The sequence below is a fragment of the Endozoicomonas sp. Z74 genome, from assembly GCF_057680865.1.
On the sequence record NZ_JBLYZI010000018.1, the window covers coordinates 56,170 to 74,751 of the forward strand.

The window sequence follows — 18,582 nt, forward strand, 5'->3', positions numbered from 1 at the left end:
CGTTTGCGCAAACGTTTTTATGGGCGCAACTGTACCCTTTGGTTATTTTTTGTTAGTTGATCCAGATCAATAACAAAGACAATCAAACTCAACCGCCTGACTGGCATTTTTTGTGATCATTCGACGTTTGATCGCTGTGCTCAGAGCCCCGGTGGGGTTATCTGAAGAGGTGGAGGGGGGGGTAATAAAGGGGATTTCAAAATGCCAGGATGGCCATTAGCCGTCATTATTCGAGCTGTGGTGTTTACGCAGGAGAGTTGTCGGCTATTTCCCAGAAGCGTTCAGCTCCCGGTTCATCTTCAGTTCCTGAAGCAGCAGGTTGATCTGGAATTGCTCAACTTCAATCAGTGCCTTGTAGTGATTAACAATCGCGGTGACCTGGCTGGAAACCCCTTCCTTTCCAAGAGCATCGATGGAGTCCGCTATATTTTGAACTTGCTTCAACGGATCACTTTCCTGAACCGAATTCCGCCCGGTATAAGCCTCTCTGGATGATGATTTTGCAGCACTTCGGGAGCCCTTGCTTTTGGAATCTACGGACTTATAAAGGGTGGCCAGTTCATCTTGCATTTTCTGTCGCAGCCGGTTGATGGTTTTCTGCCGACGCTGTATCCGCTCCTGAAGAGAGCTCTCCCGAATCCGGGCATCCTGCCCCTCAATAGCCTTGGCATCCATGGTGCTCAGTGGAGCAGCGATCTCCTTGAGTTTGACCGGTGCCGCCTGATCATCACACTTCTCTTCAGAGTACCGAACAGAGCCATCCACCTTACATTTGTAGATATCTTTGCCCGCTGCCCCTTCTACCAGCCAAAGACTGCACAACGTCACCAACCAACCACTTAATTTCATAACACCACCCGAAAATCTTTTTCCTATATCCAATATAGTCGGGCTGAATAATGATGAGATCTGTACCAGAAAAGCCTGTCCGTGGGAGCAATCATTTGTGTCATTGAATGTTTGCTCCCATTTTTTTTGAATTAAGTGTCATTTCTTTGACTGAATCCAGAGATGGTCAGTTATTCACTGAGGCATGTTCTATTGATTAAACCTCATTCTCCCCGTTGCCGCCTACGGGTAACCAATTCCCCTCCAATACCCCAGTTATCCGTATCCACCTCATCAATCACCACCACCGTCGTCGCCGGATTTTTCCCCAGAACATCCTGCAACAGCCGGGTGGTGCCTTCAATTAACTGTTCTTTCTGTTCTCGTGTCACATTTTCACGGGTAATCTTGATATTGACGTAGGGCATTCCCAGCTCCTCTTTCTCGCTGTTTTTCTTTTCTTGTCAAACGGGCCAGGTAAAGAGTAACACTGAAAGCAATCACCAGCAGTACCCCCTTCAGAAGAACCGGTTTCACCAGCCAGATACTCAGAGCCATACTCAACCAGAGCAGGATCATTGCCCGCCAGAAAACCCTTCGGGAAATGCTTCGATGATAAAGGTAATTCTGAAGTGGAGGCCCAAATACTCTGTGGTTCACCAGCCACTGATAAAGAGAAGGTGAAGAACGAAGACTGAAAAAAACCGCCAGCAACAGAAACGGTGTCGTTGGCAGCAGGGGGAGAAAAACGCCCAACCCGCCCAACCCTACACAGATCAGCGCCAGCAGCTTGAATAGAAAACGAACAGCCGGATTACTGGACACCAGAACCGGCCTGTGGGCTTCAGGAGGGGGGATTGGCTGACTCTGCTTCATGGGAGATACCTGCTAAAGAAGCCACCACCTCAAAACAGACAACAATACTCTTCTATTCAAAGAACACTTCAACGATGCGGGTGACATAGTCAAGTTCAGTCAGCTTTTGCAGTGTGGCCTTATAATCCACCTGAAAGGTATCCCCCATAGCCAGGTACTGATCTTTACCACACTGAAGGCGTCCGGGAGAGTCCTTGTAGACAAGGATGGAAGGGTCGATCTGCATCACCTCCCTGGCGGTTTCAACCGTACCGGGGATGCAGAACTCATAGCTTAGCGCTCTTTTGCCATCCGCCGGGCCATACAGCCCATCTTTATCCAGGCGCTTCAGGTCAAAACCCACTTTTTCCTGAAGCGTATCCCGGTTCAGTCCCACAACAGAGCAACCGGTAACAAGCAGGGTCAACACCACCGTCAGGGCATGCCATTTTTTCATATTCACTCCCCTGCCTGAAACGGAAAGCCAGTTCTCAGATCAGTGGCCGCAAGCCAACGGCCTGCCGGACAGACGTCAAAACAGGCATGGCTTCAGCACGAGCTTTCTCGGCACCTTTCAATAGCTCTTTCTCGATGAAAGCCGGATCTTCAATGAGGGCATTATAACGCTCTCTGGCATCCTTCAAGTGGGCATTGAGGTATTCAAAAAGCTCATTCTTCAACTCCCCCCAGCCAGCACCGGCCTCATACTGTTTGCGCTTCTCCTGCACCTGAGATTCATCCGCAAACGCAGAATAAATCTGAAACAGGGTGCAGGTTTCTGGATCCTTCGGCTCACCGGGCTCCAGGGAGTTGGTCTTGATCTTTCGGATCAGCTTAAGCAGCTTTTTCTCGCCACAGAACAGTGGGATAGTATTGTCATAGCTCTTGCTCATCTTGCGCCCATCCAGGCCATTGAGCACAGCGGTATTTTCACCCACTACCGCTTCCGGAAGCACAAACTTCGTCTTGTAATGATGGTTCATGCGCCCGGCAATATCCCGGGCCATTTCAATATGCTGAACCTGGTCACGACCCACCGGCACCTTGTTGGCATTGAACATCAGGATGTCCGCCGCCATCAGCACCGGATAGCAGAACAGCCCCATGGTCACTGCCTTGTCCGGATCTTTTTCTCCCGCTTCATTATTGGCCTGAACCGCCGCCTTATAAGCATGGGCACGGTTCATCAACCCCTTGGCGGTCATACAGCCAATGATCCAGTTCAGTTCCATGATCTCCGGCACATCGGATTGCCGATAAAACGTCACCCGGTCCGTATCCAGCCCCAGGGCCAGCCAGGTTGCCGCGATTTCCAGAGTGGATTGATGAATTCGTTTGGGGTCACGTCCCTTGATCAGGGCATGGTAATCCGCCAGAAAAAAATAAGAAGCAATATCGTCACGCCAGCTTTGCTCAATGCAGGGCTTGATGGCCCCCACGTAGTTACCCAGGTGTGGAGTTCCTGTCGTTGTAATACCTGTTAGTACTTTCGTTTTGCTCATGAGTTTACTCGCGGGACGTGGCTTGCCAACATCCTGATCGATCACGCTGAAAAGAGAAAACCGGATACCGCTGTCCAAAGACCGGCCCGGTTTTCAGGGAAGAGGAGCATTATAGAAGAGCGCCCCCCGATGCCACAAGCGCTCCCGCGGCCTGTGGGAAAAAGTGGTTCATCAGGAAACCGCCACTGGCTCCTGAACCTGTGCTGCCACAATATGACGGCGACTGATTCTTCGCAGCCGGATGCTTAACAACACTGCGCCAATGGACAGCGCCGAAACCAGGCCAATCCAGAAACCATGGGGGCCCATGGGCTCGACCAGATAGTCGGTCATTCCCAGGGTATAGCCCAGAGGAAAGGCAATGCCCCAGCAGGCAAACAGCACCATAACCATGGGAATCCGGGTATCTTTGTAGCCTCGCAGGGCGCCATTAGAGGCAATCTGAATCGCATCGGCGTACTGAAACAGTGCCGCGTAAACCAGTAGTTGAGCCGCCAGTGCACTGACCGCAGGATCCTTGGTATAAATAGAGGCCACCCGCTCCGGAAAAAACCACATGAGACTGGCACTCGCAGTGGCCATCAGCACCGTGGTCATAATCCCGGCATAGCTCGAGTAAGCCGCCGCTTCCGGTTTTCCGGCCCCCAGAGCCTGGCCCACACGGATGGTCACCCCCATGGACAGACTCAGAGGAATCACAAACGTCAGGGAAGAAAAGTTCAGGGCGACCTGGTGCCCGGCAACAATCACTGCCCCCAACTTACCAATGGCCAGGGCCACTGCTGAAAAGATGCCGGCTTCGAAAAAAATCGCCAACCCGATCGGCACCCCCAGTTTAATCTGACTGCGGATCAGCCCAATATCCGGCCAGTCCCAGTGGGCAAAAAGCCCGACACCCCGGTGTGTCCTGGACAGCATGGTGTAGCCACTCATCAGAAAAAACATCAGCCAGAAACAAACCGCTGTCGCATAGCCACAACCGACCCCACCCAGTTCAGGAAAACCAAACTTGCCGTAAATCAGTACATAGTTCACAGGGATATTCAGCAGTAACGCCATAAAACTGAACACCATGGCCGGCTTGGTTTTGCCCATGCCTTCACAATAACAGCCCAATGCCTGATAGAGGCATACTGCCGGCACACCCCAGGACAGCGCTTTAAGGTATTCAATGGACCGACTGGCCACCTGAAGGTCAACGTCCAGCCAACGGTAAAGAGCCTCGGTATTATGAAGAAAAGCAACGGCGAGCAAACTGCTGGCCAATGCAATCCAGAGTCCCTGGCGGACAGGAGCGCCAATCTCAGAGGTTTTCCGGGCACCATAAAGATGGGCTACCGTCGGAGTGATGGCCATGAGGGTACCTCTGACCAGAAGATACGCCGGTATCCAGACACTGGACCCCAGGGCAATCGCCGCCAGATCCATGGGGGAATATTGGCCAGCCATGCTGGTGTCCACAAAAGACATTCCCGTTGTTGCCAGCTGGGCACCCAGGATGGGACCCGCCAGAAAAAGGAGTTCACGAAGTTCCCGTCGGTAGCGGGAAAAAGCAGAAACTGTTGTTGTCATTTTCTCTCACTGACTTCTCCCTTTCGCCATACTGTACCGGTGCGAAGGGTTTTATATTCTATCAGTGAATAAAGAATAAAATAGATGATCAATTTCGAAATGAATCGCGGTGTAAACCCCTACACTAAACAGGCGGACAATGACTGAAAATATTGAAAGTGACATACTTATCCATCATTCGCCTTTAAAAAACATTTTTTGTCGTATATTAAAAGCTCATTTATGGAATTAATTGAATCAGGAGAATCCTGAATGCCGGAGTTACCAGAAGTAGAAACCACCCGGCGGGGCATTCATCCTCATGTAGAAGGTCAGGTGATTGACCGTGTGGAAGTCAGGGAGTACCGCCTGCGCTGGCCGGTTCCGGACAATATCGACCAGGTCCTGAGGGGCAAAACCGTCAAAGCGGTCAGAAGACGTGCCAAATACCTGCTGCTGGATATTGATCAGGGCTGCCTGATTCTGCACCTGGGCATGTCTGGCAGCCTGAGAGTCCTGCTCCATCAGGAAGCAGCGAAAAAACACGACCATGTGGACTTTGTCCTGAAAAACGGCACTCGAATAAGGTATACCGACCCCCGCCGCTTTGGCGCCGTGCTCTGGACTGAACAGCCTGTTCATGACCACAAGCTTCTAAAACACCTGGGACCAGAGCCCCTGGAAGGTGAGTTTACCGGGCAAAGACTGTTCCAGTTTTCCCGCGGCAGGAGCCAGCCCGTCAAAACCTTCATCATGGACAACAAGGTGGTGGTGGGTGTGGGGAATATTTACGCCAATGAAGCCCTGTTCAGGGCGGGCATTCGCCCGGAGCGCCCCTGCGGTAAAATTTCAAAGGCACGGTACCTGCGCCTGGCCCAGTGCATCCGGGACACTCTGGCAGAAGCCATTGCCCAGGGGGGAACCACCCTGAGAGATTTTGTCGGGGGGGATGGCAAGCCGGGGTATTTCAAGCAGGAGCTGGCGGTTTACGGCCGGGCCGGACAACCCTGCCTTCAGTGCTCAAGCATTATCAAAGAAATCAAACTGGGTAACCGCAGCACCTGCTTCTGTCCCAAATGTCAGAAAGCCTGACGCCCCCTATCGGCCCACCCTGATACCACCGCAGACTCCGGATGGGCTGAACAGGATCTGCCACAACTGCAAGTCCCTGGCCCTGAACGCCCCGGCACAGGATAAAAGGTAAAAGCGGAACATCCGGTAAAAAACGGGGCCATACCGCTTCTTAAGCTGTGGCCAGGCGTTCACAAACCGCCTCTCCCATTGCATAAGGGTACGATCATAATCCGCGCCAAAGTTGTGCCAGTCCTCCATAACAAAAAGCCCCTCAGCACCTCTAGCAATCTGCAGGGTTGAAGGAAGGCAGCCATTGGGAAAGATAAACTTTTCAGTCCAGGGGTTCACCCGGTAGCCGGTTTCCAGGGAACCAATGGTATGAAGAAGAAAAAGGCCGTCCGGTTTCAGGTTGCGGGCAGCCACCTCAAAAAAAGCCCGATAGTTTTTCGGGCCAACATGCTCAAACATCCCCACCGAAGCGATTCGATCAAAGCTGTCGTTCACGTCCCGGTAATCCTGCAGCCGGATATCAACATCCAGTCCCTGACAGCGCTTCCTCGCCAGGCACACCTGCTCACCGGAAACCGTGACCCCTACTACCGAAACCCCGTAATGACTGGCGGCATAATGAGCCAGCCCCCCCCAGCCACAACCGATATCCAGCATCTTCATGCCCGGTTGTAACTGCAACTTCCGGCAGATCAGATCCAGTTTATTGACCTGGGCCTGTTCAAGATTGTCTGCCTGGTACCAATACCCGCAGGAGTATTGCATATGGGAGTCCAGCATTGCCTCGAACAGGTCGTTGCCAAGATCATAATGCTTTCTCCCGACCACCCAGGATCGGCGACGGGACTGCCTGTTAAAAAGCCTTGAGCACAGAATGCTGATCAGAGCCCAGATTTTTTCGGGAAGCTGTTTATCTAGCCCCTCCCCAACCGCACGGTGAAAAAACTCATCAAGGCGTTCACACTCCCACCAGCCTTCCATATAACTTTCACCCAGCCCCAGCACCCCCTGTTGTAACACCCGTCGATAAAAAGAAGGATTCAAAACCTGAATGTCCCAGGGGTTGCCACCGTTAAACTCAACCCCAGCCTGATGTACCAGCTGTTGGGCAATAACAAACCAGCGATCATTGTCAGTTGACGTTGAAAGTTGACGGTTCATCTTCTCTTACCCATTTACCCTGAGCGTCAGGGGCAGTGCCTGTGGATAAACGTCATCAAGTTTAGTCGGAAATACTTCTTTCGCAGTATAAGTTCATCTTGCTCGAACTCGAGAATCAGACTAAGAAGCTGACTGAGAACCGGAACAATGGCATAATCCGCCGCTTGTCCTGGTTCAGCATCATTCCAATGAACGGTAATTTCTTTCCCCATAATCCAATTAAAGTTGCTTTCGGCCGTTTTGTTCTCTGGCTGCTGGGCGGCTGGAAAATTGAAGGACAGCTTCCTTCAGAGCTCCGCAAATACATAATCATTGTCGCCCACCACACCTCCAACTGGGACTTTATCGTAGGCGTTGCAGTCAAGCTGATTCTGCGGTTAAAGGCCCGTTTTTTTGCCAAACACTCATTATTCTTCTGGCCTCTGGGGGTGCTTATGCGAGGCCTGGGTGGCACCCCCATTGAACGAAGCAAATCCAGTAATCGGGTTGAGCAGGCGGTTAAGGAGATAGAAAAGAGTGATCACTTTGTTCTGGTGATTGCACCGGAGGGCACCCGATCCAAGGTCAAACGCTGGAAAACCGGCTTCTACCATATAGCAACAGGTGCTGACATACCGGTGGTTCCGATCGCTTTTGACTTCAAAAACAGAAAAGTGGTGCTTGGTGCACCCATTCCCATGTCCGGTAATGTGCCGGACGATTTCCAGAAAATGCACCGGTTTTTCCTTCCCTACCCGGGGCGCCACCCTGAACTCAGTTGCAATGAGCCCTGTCAGAATCCAGAGATTTACCTGAAGTAGCCTTTATGGCTACTTCCGTTTGCAACCTGCATCACAAAACACCTGTTTCAAACACTCATTTTAAAAAGTACTATCCATTACAGGGCAACCTCCTGCCAGACCTCAGACACCATGCCAAAACAGAGAAAAGCGGGAGGTGTCGCTCACCCTGAATCTTGAAAGTGTCTGCTGAGCCAGGTGTTCATTCCTTAAAGAGAGGTAGTGGCATTTTCATAACCAATAATAAAAAAATGGGTAAAACCAATGAGCCGCTATGCAAATTCCGTAATGAAATGGCTACTGCAGTCCCTGCCTCTAACACTGCTGCTATCCATTTCACCCACTTTGGCCGACAGTGCCATTGAGACCTACAGAAACAGCTGGCAATACCGGGCGTTAATGCTCCAAAGCCAGATTGACCGGGATACACCTCTGGCCCAGGCCACTCTTTTGATGAGCCACAATGCCTACAATGCCAGCCACTACGCCAATGCTGGCAGCTATATTGATCCCAACCATTTACACAGCCTGACCGAACAACTGGAAATGGGGGTACGGCTACTTGAACTTGACACACACTGGTACAGCAGTGAGCTGATCGCCTGTCATGGGACAGATACCCACGTGGGCTGCAGTGAATTTGATGGACGAATCGAAGAAAGAATCGCAGAAATCAACAGCTGGCTGCGGCAGCCTCAAAACCGGGACCAGGTATTGTTTCTCTATATAGAAGACCATATGGATAACCACTACCAGGAGATGTCTCATGTTCTGGACAAATACTTTGGGGATAAAATTTATCCCGCCAGTCAATGCGGAGCAGCCCTACCGGTCAATATCAGCAAAACGGATATCCTGAATGCCGGCAAGCAGGTAGTGGTTTACGGTGATGGCAACCACTGTGGAGCAGCGGGCGGCACCCGCTGGGAAGCCTATGCCCATGGCTCGCTGTTTAGAACTGACAATAGCGAATTATCTCCGGCCCCCACTTGCGAAAACAACAGCTTCAACCCCAAGGTCCTGCAATCAGGACTGTCCCGTATTTTTGAAGATTCCACAAATCTGAGTGACTGGTTCGGTGACCCGCCCAAAGCCATCGACGCAAACTACATGAGTCGCCTGACTGAATGCGGTGTAGGTGTGATTGGCCTTGACCAGCTGGATCACAATGATCCACGACACGGGGCCGCTATCTGGAGTTGGGACGCCAACCAGCCCAACGGTGGAAGCAGTGAAAACTGTGCTCTTCAAACAGCCTCCGGTCGCTTTCAGGATGCTGGCTGTGAACAGGCCAGACCCTACAGTTGCCTTAATAGCAGTGGGCAATGGATGATCAGTAAGACCAAAGGCCCCTGGAGCAAAGGCAGTCAGGTCTGTGCTTCTGAGTTTGGTGGCACCTTTGGCCTGCCCCGCAATGGCTATCAGAACCACCAGTTAACCTCTGCCAAGGGAATCCGGGAAGCCTGGATTAACTATTCTGACACGGGAGAAGAAGGAACATGGTTGCCCGGCGACGCCATGGTGCTGAATCTTCCGGAACCGGATAATACCGTCGTTTACCGCCAGCTTCGTAATGGCAAGGGCAAATGCCTGGACCTCGAAGGTCGAAGTGCCAGTAATGGAACCCCTGTTCACCAGTGGAGCTGCCATACCGACCCGGCCGATATTGACAGCCAGCTCTGGTATCAGGATGAGACAGGCCGCCTGCACAGCAAACTGAACCCAAACCGCTGCGTGGATGTATCAGGCTCCGGCACAGAAGAAGGCACCACCATTGGTCTGCATGACTGCCACGATGGTAATAACCAGAAGTGGATAAGAAGCACCAATAACTCCCTTCGTCCTGCCCATGCTCCCGGCATGGCATTGGATATCAGTGGTGGTGATAATAGCCTGGATGGCAGCAACAGCCACCTGTGGACCTATCATGGCGGGAAAACCCAGATGTGGTACTGGTATACCCCTGCCATTTATGACCGCTGGATTCCCGAGCAGAAACCAGAAAACGGAACCCAGGTGGACGGAGTCTGGAGTCAATCGGGAGGCCCCAGCGCCAGCCACGCCGGTAACCCACTGATTGAATTGAACCTGGAGAAAACAAGTACGCTGACACTGAACCTGACCTCAGATGCAGACAGCTTTCTGTTGCTACTGGATGCCAACGGCAACCCAATTACCTCCAGCAGCCACACCCCGGCATCACAGGCCCGCATCAACATCACTCTAGAGTCCGGTCTGTATCTTCTGGCAGCTGCCACACTCGAGGCCGGGCAACAAGGTCACTTCAGCCTGACCACAACGGATGGAACCCTTATTCCCTTCAACTATCGCTCCCTGAAAAATGGCAAAGGCTACTGTATGGATCTCGAAGATGAGAACACCGGCAATGGCGCCAGGGTTCACCAGTGGAGCTGCCAGAATGACCAGTACCAGAAGTGGTACCAGGACAGCCTTGGCCGTCTGCACAATAAAGCAGCCCGCTTTAAATGCGTGGATGTATCCGGGGGAGGGACCGGCAACGGCTCTGACATCATTCTCTGGTCCTGCCATACCGGAAATAATCAGCGCTGGCAGCAGGGGGAAAGCAACGCTTTCCGTCCAGCCCATGCCCCCGGCAAAGCCTTTGATATTGACGGCGGCAAAACCTGGAGCATCCGTGGCAGCAATGCTCATATCTGGGACTTCCACGGCGGCAAAACCCAGCAGTGGGTCTGGGTAGATTAAATCCAGGCAGGCCGCCTGACGGAGCTGGCGGCTTAACGCTCTCTATGCCTTGAACCTCACACAGCAAGCAATGAATGGAGTACAATGCCTGTCAGTATTCAGACAGGCCTCAGGAGTCCTCATGCTGACCCAGACGATGATTGACAAGCTCAACGAACAGATCAATCTTGAATTCTACTCTTCCAACCTCTATCTGCAGATGGCCTCCTGGTGCGAAAGCCAGGGGCTGGATGGCTGCATGACGTTCCTGCGCCGCCACGCCCAGGAAGAAATGGAGCATATGCAGAAGCTGTTTGACTACGTTAACGAAACCGGCGCCATGGCCATTCTCGGGGCCATCGCGGCACCTCCTCATGAGTACAGCTCCATCAAGTCGGTTTTCGAGCAGACTTATGACCATGAGTGCACCATCACCGGTAAAATCAATGAGCTGGCCCACACCGCTTTCATCGAGAAAGATTATTCGACCTTTAATTTCCTCCAGTGGTATGTGGCTGAACAACACGAGGAAGAGAAGCTGTTCAAGGCCATTGTGGATAAGATCGATATGATTGGTATGGAAGACAAGGGGCTCTATTTTATTGATCAGGAAATTGCCAAACTGGTAGCCGCCATGCCCGCTCCCGGGGTTTAATTAAAATACCAGGCATTTCCACCCACAGCCGTGGAAATGCCTGAAAGCCGATAGGCGCTTTTTCCTGGTTAATAAAACATCCTGATAGCGCTCACAATAATCCCCTGAATTTCATCCCTCTGCACTTTCATTCTTAATAACCGTTACAATAGTTTCAAACCCTGCAAACGGACGCTGAGAGCGGCTTTTCATGAAACCTTTTTTTTGTCATGCACTATGTGGGCTAACCCTTCTGCTGGCAGGCTGTGCCAGCAATCTGCCCACCGGCCCAAAGCAGCAGGTCAGTTTCAAAGATCTGGAAGACTGGAGCGAACATCAGGCAGAAGCGGTCAAACCGGCCCTCCTCAACAGCTGTAAACAGCTGAATCCTGCCGTACTCACCGATAAAAGCCCATGGGGAGAATACAGCCAATGGCAGTCACTCTGTAAGGAGCTGGCCCAGACCCCCAGCCGCCAGCTTAAGGCATTTTTTGAACAGAACTTTATTCCCATGCGGGTTGAACCGGATCAGGACAGCCTCTATACCGCTTACTACTCGCCGGTGATCAAGGGCAGCCGGACAGCCAGCAAAGACTACCCGGTTCCTCTGCTGAAACTGCCCGATGACCTGGTAAAAGTGCGCCTGTCGGACTTTGGCCTGAGTGGCAAGGGCCTGGTGGGCAGGGTAGAAGATGGCTACCTCAAACCTTACAGCAGCCGGGCACAAATCAACCATCACAACCCTCAGCCCGATGAAGTGCTGCTCTGGTTAAAGGACCCGGTGGAAAAGTTCTTTCTGCAGGTTCAGGGCTCCGGCAACATCCAGCTGGAAAACGGAGAAATTGTTCACGTCGGATATGCCGGTAACAATGGCCACGACTATGTTTCCATTGGCAAACTGTTAAAACAGAAAGGCGAGCTCGATGAAGTTTCAATGGAGACCATTCAGCAGTGGCTGAAAGAGAATCCCCACCAACGGAAGTGGTTATTGGAACAAAACCCCCGCTACATCTTTTTCAGTTTTTCAGAGGAGGGAGCCATCACTTCCCAGGGAGTCCCTGCCATAGCATGGCGAACCCTGGCAGTTGACCCTTCTGTCATTGCACTGGGGATGCCGGTCTGGCTGGAAACCACTCTGACGGCTACCGGTGAGCCCTTTCGCCAGCTGATGGTCGCCCAGGATACTGGAAGCGCCATTAAAGGAGCTGCCCGCGGGGACATTTATATGGGGATTGGAGAAGAAGCCGCCCGCCTGGCTGGAGCCCAGAAAGCGGCTGGAAAGTTGTATGTTCTGGTTCCCCGATAATGTAGATCAGCTCCTCAGTTGAGAGATCAATACGTTATCCTGATCGGGTGTCTGGACCGCTCAAGCCATCTCCAGCACCCTGGCCACCAGTTTCTGAATGCCCGCCGCCGCCTCAGTAATGCTCTCAGCCAGCATATAGGCCGGAGTGGTCACCAGCCGGTGGTTTTCATCCACCACAATATCGTCAACCCTGCACTCTTTATGCTCTACCCCGGTCTGCTCCAGAGCTGCGGCGGTTTCCTGATCATTACCAATGGTTGCACAGACCCCCTTACCAAATATGCGGCCCGCCATGGCTGGCGCGATACAGATCAGGCCTACTGGTTTACCCGCCTCGGCAAAAGCCTTCACAGCGACCATAACATCCACCTGAACACGAAGCTCTGCACCACTGAATGCAAAGTCAGACAGGTTTTTAGCCGCACCAAAGCCTCCGGGCAGAATCACCGCATCGAAATCCCCTACCTTCAGGGCAGACAGAGGCTTGATGTCTCCTCTGGCAATTCTGGCCGCTTCCGTCAGTACATTCCTTTTTTCATCCGCCTCTTCACCGGTCAGATGATTGATCACATGGTGCTGACTCACATCCGGAGCAAAACACTGGTAGCAGGCTCCCTGCTGCTCAATACTTAACAGCGTCAACACCGACTCATGAATTTCTGCACCATCGTATACCCCGCACCCCGACAGGATGACCGCCACTGTTTTACTCTTGCTGGCATTCATTCAGAAGCCCCCCGTTGTTATCGGATCCAGGCGCCTCAGGACTCATGCTTTCAAACATCGATCCTGCAAGCTCCCCGTGATTAAACCAGCCGCTTTCTAACCAGAGCTCACTGAGCACGGCTAAAGCGCATTGTGCATCAACAACAGAGTAACGGTTAAATTTCTGCATGCAACACGACTGGGTCACATGAAGGTAAATTTATGTGCCTATAATTAACAGTCAACACATGAACGGCTAAGTGTGGGAAAAAGCTTGGCATCCTGCCCTCTGAAACCATCTACATAACCCGATGTCCATTATCAAAGAAAAAACAAGGGCATGTTCATCATTAATCAACCCCGGCTGTGGTCCAGCCGGACATTCAGGAGACGACTTTTTTGCAGCTGATACCCCTATTAAGACTGCTGGTTTGGACAGTGGTCTTTTTCTCAACCGGCCTGGTGACTGGCTGGTGGCTGCATGACCATTCAGTCCCCTCCCCTTCGGATTCTCAAATCCGCCCGGAAGCCATTCCAATCATTATTCAACCGGATGACTTTTCAACTACCAGGCGCTTTAGAGAAAGCCCTTCCCCCCCCAGGGACAGAGAACTCATTGAATTTATCCGAAGCCTGACTGAAGGCAGAAATGACGATGCGCTGATCATTTTTCAGCATCATGAACGGCAAGGATCTGAACTCAGCTCCCAGCTTCGAAAAGAGCTTCTGAGTCTGCTGGATACTTGGGAAAACCAGAAAAACCATGAGGCCGCCATCAAATTACTGGAGCTTTTCACTCAGTATTACTATCAGGACACAGAATTGCTGAAAAGAATGGCCGATCTTTATCAGGCCAGTGATCAGCTTACAAAAGCGATTGACGTTTTTGCCGATGCCCGCTCCTACACCCAGCAAAACGTTTTCCAAAAAGACGAGACAGACTTTTTTGACCGGCAAATTCATAGCCTGGCTAAAGCCCTGTTTGAACAAAAGAAAAAGACACAGAACCTGGAATCCCTGATTCCCCAGCTTCAAAAACTGGCGTACCTGGAACCGGACTACAATTTCTACCACTATGTTCTAGCTGAGAGTTATCTGTCCGCCGGAGATGTTGACAGCGCGATTCACGAGCTCCAAATACTGCAGATCGACCCTGAGTACGGCGAAGGGGCCAGCCGCCTCCTTGCCAAACTGCTTCCCCCTCCTCCCCTGGAAGAACCAGAGATCCCCACCGGGGTTATCCCCCTGTCCGGATCCGGAGGACACTTCATTGCCGGAGCCACCGTAGGGGAAATGTTCAACACTCGTCTTATGATTGATACCGGAGCCACACTGACCACCTTATCCAGCCGTATTCTGCAAGGGCTGAGGGAGAAAAAGAAAGCCTTCCGCATCGGCCACGTAGAGCTTAAAACAGCCAATGGCATCCGGCTTTCTCCGCTGTATCGGGTCAAGCAGTTCCAGATTGGGAATTACGCCCTGGATAACCTTGAGATCGTAGAGATAGACCCGGGGCACCCTGGCACCGATGGTTTGCTGGGCATGAATGTGCTGGGTCGCTTCCACTTTTTTATCGATCAGAACCAGAACACCTTGTCGCTATCTCCAAGATAGATAGCCAGAAACCACTACCAAGACAAGTGTTACCCGAAACACCACTAACCTTCACAAGTAACACCTTTGTGACCTCCACACACAGTACAGAAAACACAGAAATCCGCTAACCCATTGTCTAAAAAGGACTTACTGAAAGATGGCACAGTTAATGCCATGTTATGAGCACAAAAATAATAAAAACCGGATCTGATAATAATAATAACCAGGATCTACCAAGCCGATTGTTTTGGGAGATGGTTGACCCAGCCCGCAAAACAATACGCTTGCTGAACACCGGGTGAGGCCAACAATAACAATAAATCACCTGACTGACCGGAGGAGCCAAGGCTCCTCCGTTTTTATTTTCCCTTGCCCCGAAGCGCAACCTCCACCTACCGTGCATATTGCACACAGCTGCTATGAGAAGGCTATCGTTCCCTTGCCTTACAAGAACTGTATGAAAAAGCGCAAAAACACAATGTGTCATAGGGATGCTCGTCGGCTTTTCGCAATATGCGGACTAAAGACATCAGACAAATGGAGTGTGATGAAAGACTAGTGCTATCATATAGCGCTAACTTCATTGGTTCCCGGATTCCGTTTACAGGCATACCCCAACACAGTGGCCAGCCTGAGCGGATCGATTAACCACGGTATCTCCATTTTATGCAAGACACATCATGCTAGGCACCGGACTTTTCAGCTACTCCACAGCCATTGCTGTACTGGTGCTTGGAAGCACTCTCACCTTCTGGTTTATGGTCAGAAACAAGCGTCAGAAATCACCTTCTCCACAACCCCGCCAGGTAGGGAAGCGCATTATCCCAAGAGACAACCACCCCGTTTCCAGGCGTCACATCAGTGACAATGCCCTGAAGGTGGTGAATCGGCTGAACAGCCAGGGATACGAAGCTTACCTGGTGGGTGGTTGCGTCAGAGACCTGTACTTGGACCTTCATCCCAAAGATTTTGATGTGGCCACGAACGCCACTCCGGAAGAAGTCCGTAAACTGTTCCGAAACTCCCGCCTGATCGGCCGCCGTTTCAAACTGGTTCATATCCTTTTTGGCCGGGAAATGATCGAAGTGGCTACTTTCCGGGCCAATCACCAGGTGCACCATAGCAAGGACAAATCCCGTCATTCCGAATCCGGACGCATCCTCAGAGACAACGTCTATGGCTCCATGGAAGACGATGCCCTCCGTCGGGACTTCACAGTCAATGCCCTCTATTACGACAGCCGTGATTTCAGTGTGGTGGACTTCTGCCACGGCATTGAGGACCTGAAGCAACAGACGCTGCGACTGATTGGTGATCCAGTTACCCGTTATCATGAAGACCCTGTTCGCATGCTCAGGGCCATCCGGTTTGCGGCCAAACTTGATTTTTCCCTGGCGCCAGAAACGGAACAGCCCATTCGGGAGCTGTCTCACCTGCTCAGCGACATTCCTGCCGCAAGAATGTTTGATGAAATCTTGAAACTGCTTCAGTCAGGTCAGGGAGTGAACACCTTCAAATTGATGCGGGAATACCAGCTCTTTGCTCCGCTGTTCCCCGCCAGCCATCACTGCCTGGAAGAAAGAGAAGCCTTCGCGGAAGCGTTGATTATCGAGTCCCTGAAAAGCACCGATAAACGGATACAAAAACAGCGCCCTGTGACTCCGGCCTTTTTGTTTGCGGCCCTGTTATGGGCACCCATGCGTCGACTGGCCAGGGAGTACCAGGAGGAACAGGGAATGCCTCCAGTACCGGCCAATCAGCAGGCTGCCATGACGGTAATCACCAACCAGTGCCAGCACACATCAATCCCCCGTCGCTTTTCCATGGTGGTGAGGGATATATGGGATCTTCAGCATCGCCTTGAGCGCCGCCAACCCAAGCTGGTTGACTCGCTTCTTGAACATCCGAAATTCCGTGCCGGTTATGATTTCCTTGTACTTCGGGAAAAGGCGGGTGAAAACCTCGGAGGTGCAGGGCAGTGGTGGACTGAAATACAGGAAGCCGACGAGCAAACCCGTAACGCAATGATCCGGGACATGAGAAATCAGAGTCCACGCAAGGGAGGCGGTAACAATCGCCGTCGCCGAAGAAAACGTAAGCCCCAAACTCCAAATCACAATTCCAGTGGAGCCCCCAGCGGAGCAGAATCCTGATGCCCACCACCAGCTATATTGCCCTCGGCAGTAATCTGGAAGAACCCGGTCTGCAGCTGCAGAGAGCCGTCGATGAAATCGACAGCTCCCCTTCCATGGAGGTCACTGCCTGCTCCAGGCTTTATCTCAGTGAACCTCTGTGCGGGCCTGAAAGCCCGGAAGATCAGCCTGACTATTGCAATGCCGTCGTGGCTGTCAGCACTGGACTTGATCCTCTGCAGCTACTGGACAGTTTGCAGGCCATCGAAAACAACCATGGCAGGGTAAGAAGCGTTCGATGGGGACCCAGAACCCTGGACCTTGACATTCTTCTTTATGGCGAGCAAGTAATTAGAAGTGAACGGCTCACCCTTCCCCATTACCAGATGCATGTCCGTAACTTTGTGCTTTGCCCTCTGCAGGATATTGCTCCGGAACTGGTGTTACCTAATGGAAAAGCCGTTGCTGCACTGGCTAAAGAAGCTGGCAACAACGGCTTGAAGGTGATTTCTGAACGCTATCCGTGGTTTTAAGGGGCAGCGGTAGTACCTGCAACTTCCTGCCCATTTATACACGCGGCATAATCAACTGAAGAATGATCCTGAAGTTTTTTCTTAACGTAATCGACATCCCATTCACACCTGCCACCATACTGGACAACATCAAGTTCATCACAGGCACTCATGCCGCACTGGCAAATATCATTACCACATACATAACGTTTGCCTTTATTCGCTCCCACCAACTGATCATTAGTCGCTACTTCCAGATCCCTTTCAAGGCAATATTGACTTCCAACATCTTCTAGCTCAACACGAAGTATCCTTGCTACCGCATTGGCATCAGCTCTTTGCTGCTTCCTATTGTTTTTGGTTGGCTTGAAGAGCTCAGTCCGCTCTTGATCATCCATGCCTTTATCACTGGAGACAATTGACCTGCCCACAAAAGGAAGACCATAATTTTTATCATTAAAGGGAATAAGAAGCTCTCCACTCAAGGTTAATACAGGGTTATCAGTAGAAGCATTCACCTTTAATTCCATTCTTGGGCTTTCAATGCTATTACCTCGACCTGAGGTTTTGTCACCTACTATCCGTTCCCACGCAACCATCATCCACTTATAAAACACATTTCTATTCATTTCATCAGCACTTTCAGTCATGTCATCTGCATTACGAACTGAAAAATAATACGCAGGGTTCCCACTCTGAGGATCAGTAAACCTGGTTACAATACCTGTTTGGAAATTCTTTTCAAATCGATCGCTTCCACTGGACAAAGGGGCATCATCCCTCACACCAGTAAAACGCGCATGCACTTTACCTTTCAAACAAACAGGAGTATCACTCAAATGTTCAAACCAGTTTTCTTTCAAATCTCCCTGAGCCTGAAAAGCCATCATCATAACAAAAAGAAATAAATACTTCGAAACCAAACGACCAACACTGTAATTGGCCCCTGCTAAAGACACCGCTTTAAAATAAGAAATCATGACAAAACTCCGAACAAAATAAAACAACACTGATCCTAGCAAACAAAGAGATCTTCATTATCGTATTTCCTAATTATCAAAATTCAGTCATTACACATTCTTATTAGGGAAGGTGCGATTAAGTCCCTAGCCATGAGATAATACTCCCATCGCTTCCAGCTTGAGTTTCTGTCCATGAGCCAGCTTAGTTTCGCAGACAGTGAGTTTGTCCATAAACGCAGAACCACCCGCAAAGAGCGCTTTCTGGCAAAAATG

17 protein-coding genes are annotated in these 18,582 nt (G+C 51.2%); 8 read left to right on the forward strand and 9 right to left on the reverse strand.

Going from position 1 to position 18,582, the window contains the following annotated elements:
- Positions 1 to 264 precede the first annotated feature (264 nt).
- From ACNRUY_RS07595 to ACNRUY_RS07620, 6 genes are all read right to left on the reverse strand, one after another.
- A complete protein-coding gene (locus tag ACNRUY_RS07595; RefSeq protein ID WP_488111048.1) occupies positions 265 to 849 on the reverse strand; it encodes a hypothetical protein in 585 nt (194 codons plus the stop codon).
- 203 nt (positions 850 to 1,052) lie between these two features.
- A complete protein-coding gene (locus ACNRUY_RS07600) occupies positions 1,053 to 1,256 on the reverse strand; it encodes a 2-hydroxymuconate tautomerase family protein (protein WP_488111049.1) in 204 nt (67 codons plus the stop codon).
- Entirely contained in the window at positions 1,225 to 1,704 is a 480-nt protein-coding gene (locus tag ACNRUY_RS07605) for a YbaN family protein (RefSeq protein WP_488111050.1), read from the reverse strand. The genes ACNRUY_RS07600 and ACNRUY_RS07605 overlap by 32 nt, the downstream gene beginning before the upstream one ends.
- 52 nt (positions 1,705 to 1,756) lie before the next feature.
- Positions 1,757 to 2,140, reverse strand: coding sequence for a hypothetical protein (locus ACNRUY_RS07610; protein ID WP_488111051.1), 384 nt, complete (start codon positions 2,138 to 2,140; stop codon positions 1,757 to 1,759).
- Between the two features lie 34 nt (positions 2,141 to 2,174).
- Positions 2,175 to 3,185, reverse strand: a complete 1,011-nt coding sequence (locus tag ACNRUY_RS07615) for a tryptophan--tRNA ligase (protein WP_488111052.1) — start codon at positions 3,183 to 3,185, stop codon at positions 2,175 to 2,177.
- 171 nt (positions 3,186 to 3,356) lie between these two features.
- Positions 3,357 to 4,757 (reverse strand): MATE family efflux transporter, encoded by a 1,401-nt coding sequence (locus tag ACNRUY_RS07620; protein ID WP_488111053.1) that lies wholly within the window; start codon positions 4,755 to 4,757, stop codon positions 3,357 to 3,359.
- A 252-nt stretch (positions 4,758 to 5,009) separates the two neighbouring features.
- Here ACNRUY_RS07620 and mutM point away from each other — a divergent pair, with 252 nt between their 5' ends.
- Positions 5,010 to 5,828 carry a bifunctional DNA-formamidopyrimidine glycosylase/DNA-(apurinic or apyrimidinic site) lyase gene (mutM, locus tag ACNRUY_RS07625; protein WP_488111054.1) on the forward strand — a complete coding sequence of 273 codons (819 nt, stop codon included), beginning with the start codon at positions 5,010 to 5,012 and terminating at the stop codon, positions 5,826 to 5,828.
- A gap of 6 nt (positions 5,829 to 5,834) precedes the next feature.
- Here mutM and cfa read toward each other — a convergent pair whose 3' ends face one another.
- Positions 5,835 to 6,980, reverse strand: coding sequence for a cyclopropane fatty acyl phospholipid synthase (cfa, locus tag ACNRUY_RS07630; RefSeq protein ID WP_488111055.1), 1,146 nt, complete (start codon positions 6,978 to 6,980; stop codon positions 5,835 to 5,837).
- A 188-nt stretch (positions 6,981 to 7,168) separates the two neighbouring features.
- Between cfa and ACNRUY_RS07635 the strand changes: the two genes are divergently transcribed.
- From ACNRUY_RS07635 to mltA, 4 genes are all read left to right on the forward strand, one after another.
- Positions 7,169 to 7,780: a 1-acyl-sn-glycerol-3-phosphate acyltransferase gene (locus tag ACNRUY_RS07635; RefSeq protein WP_488111056.1), complete on the forward strand. Its 612-nt coding sequence runs from the start codon at positions 7,169 to 7,171 to the stop codon at positions 7,778 to 7,780.
- 243 nt (positions 7,781 to 8,023) lie between these two features.
- On the forward strand, positions 8,024 to 10,483 hold the full coding sequence (locus ACNRUY_RS07640; RefSeq protein ID WP_488111057.1) for a phosphatidylinositol-specific phospholipase C domain-containing protein: 2,460 nt from the start codon (positions 8,024 to 8,026) through the stop codon (positions 10,481 to 10,483).
- 121 nt (positions 10,484 to 10,604) lie between these two features.
- A complete protein-coding gene (ftnA, locus tag ACNRUY_RS07645) occupies positions 10,605 to 11,117 on the forward strand; it encodes a non-heme ferritin (protein WP_488111058.1) in 513 nt (170 codons plus the stop codon).
- Positions 11,118 to 11,307: 190 nt separating this feature from the next.
- On the forward strand, positions 11,308 to 12,402 hold the full coding sequence (mltA, locus tag ACNRUY_RS07650) for a murein transglycosylase A (RefSeq protein WP_488111059.1): 1,095 nt from the start codon (positions 11,308 to 11,310) through the stop codon (positions 12,400 to 12,402).
- 60 nt (positions 12,403 to 12,462) lie between these two features.
- On the opposite strand, the gene elbB is transcribed toward mltA, so the two are convergent.
- A complete protein-coding gene (gene elbB, locus ACNRUY_RS07655) occupies positions 12,463 to 13,128 on the reverse strand; it encodes an isoprenoid biosynthesis glyoxalase ElbB (RefSeq protein ID WP_488111060.1) in 666 nt (221 codons plus the stop codon).
- A 378-nt stretch (positions 13,129 to 13,506) separates the two neighbouring features.
- Between elbB and ACNRUY_RS07660 the strand changes: the two genes are divergently transcribed.
- The 3 genes from ACNRUY_RS07660 to folK all read left to right on the forward strand — a co-directional run bounded on the left by ACNRUY_RS07660 (position 13,507) and on the right by folK (position 17,368).
- A complete protein-coding gene (locus ACNRUY_RS07660) occupies positions 13,507 to 14,721 on the forward strand; it encodes a retroviral-like aspartic protease family protein (RefSeq protein WP_488111061.1) in 1,215 nt (404 codons plus the stop codon).
- A gap of 662 nt (positions 14,722 to 15,383) precedes the next feature.
- Positions 15,384 to 16,856 carry a polynucleotide adenylyltransferase PcnB gene (gene pcnB / locus ACNRUY_RS07665; RefSeq protein WP_488111062.1) on the forward strand — a complete coding sequence of 491 codons (1,473 nt, stop codon included), beginning with the start codon at positions 15,384 to 15,386 and terminating at the stop codon, positions 16,854 to 16,856.
- Complete coding sequence (gene folK, locus ACNRUY_RS07670) at positions 16,856 to 17,368, forward strand: 2-amino-4-hydroxy-6-hydroxymethyldihydropteridine diphosphokinase (protein ID WP_488111063.1); 513 nt, start codon at positions 16,856 to 16,858, stop codon at positions 17,366 to 17,368. The genes pcnB and folK overlap by 1 nt, the downstream gene beginning before the upstream one ends.
- On the opposite strand, the gene ACNRUY_RS07675 is transcribed toward folK, so the two are convergent.
- A complete protein-coding gene (locus ACNRUY_RS07675) occupies positions 17,365 to 18,327 on the reverse strand; it encodes a hypothetical protein (protein WP_488111064.1) in 963 nt (320 codons plus the stop codon). The genes folK and ACNRUY_RS07675 overlap by 4 nt on opposite strands.
- Positions 18,328 to 18,582 lie beyond the last annotated feature (255 nt).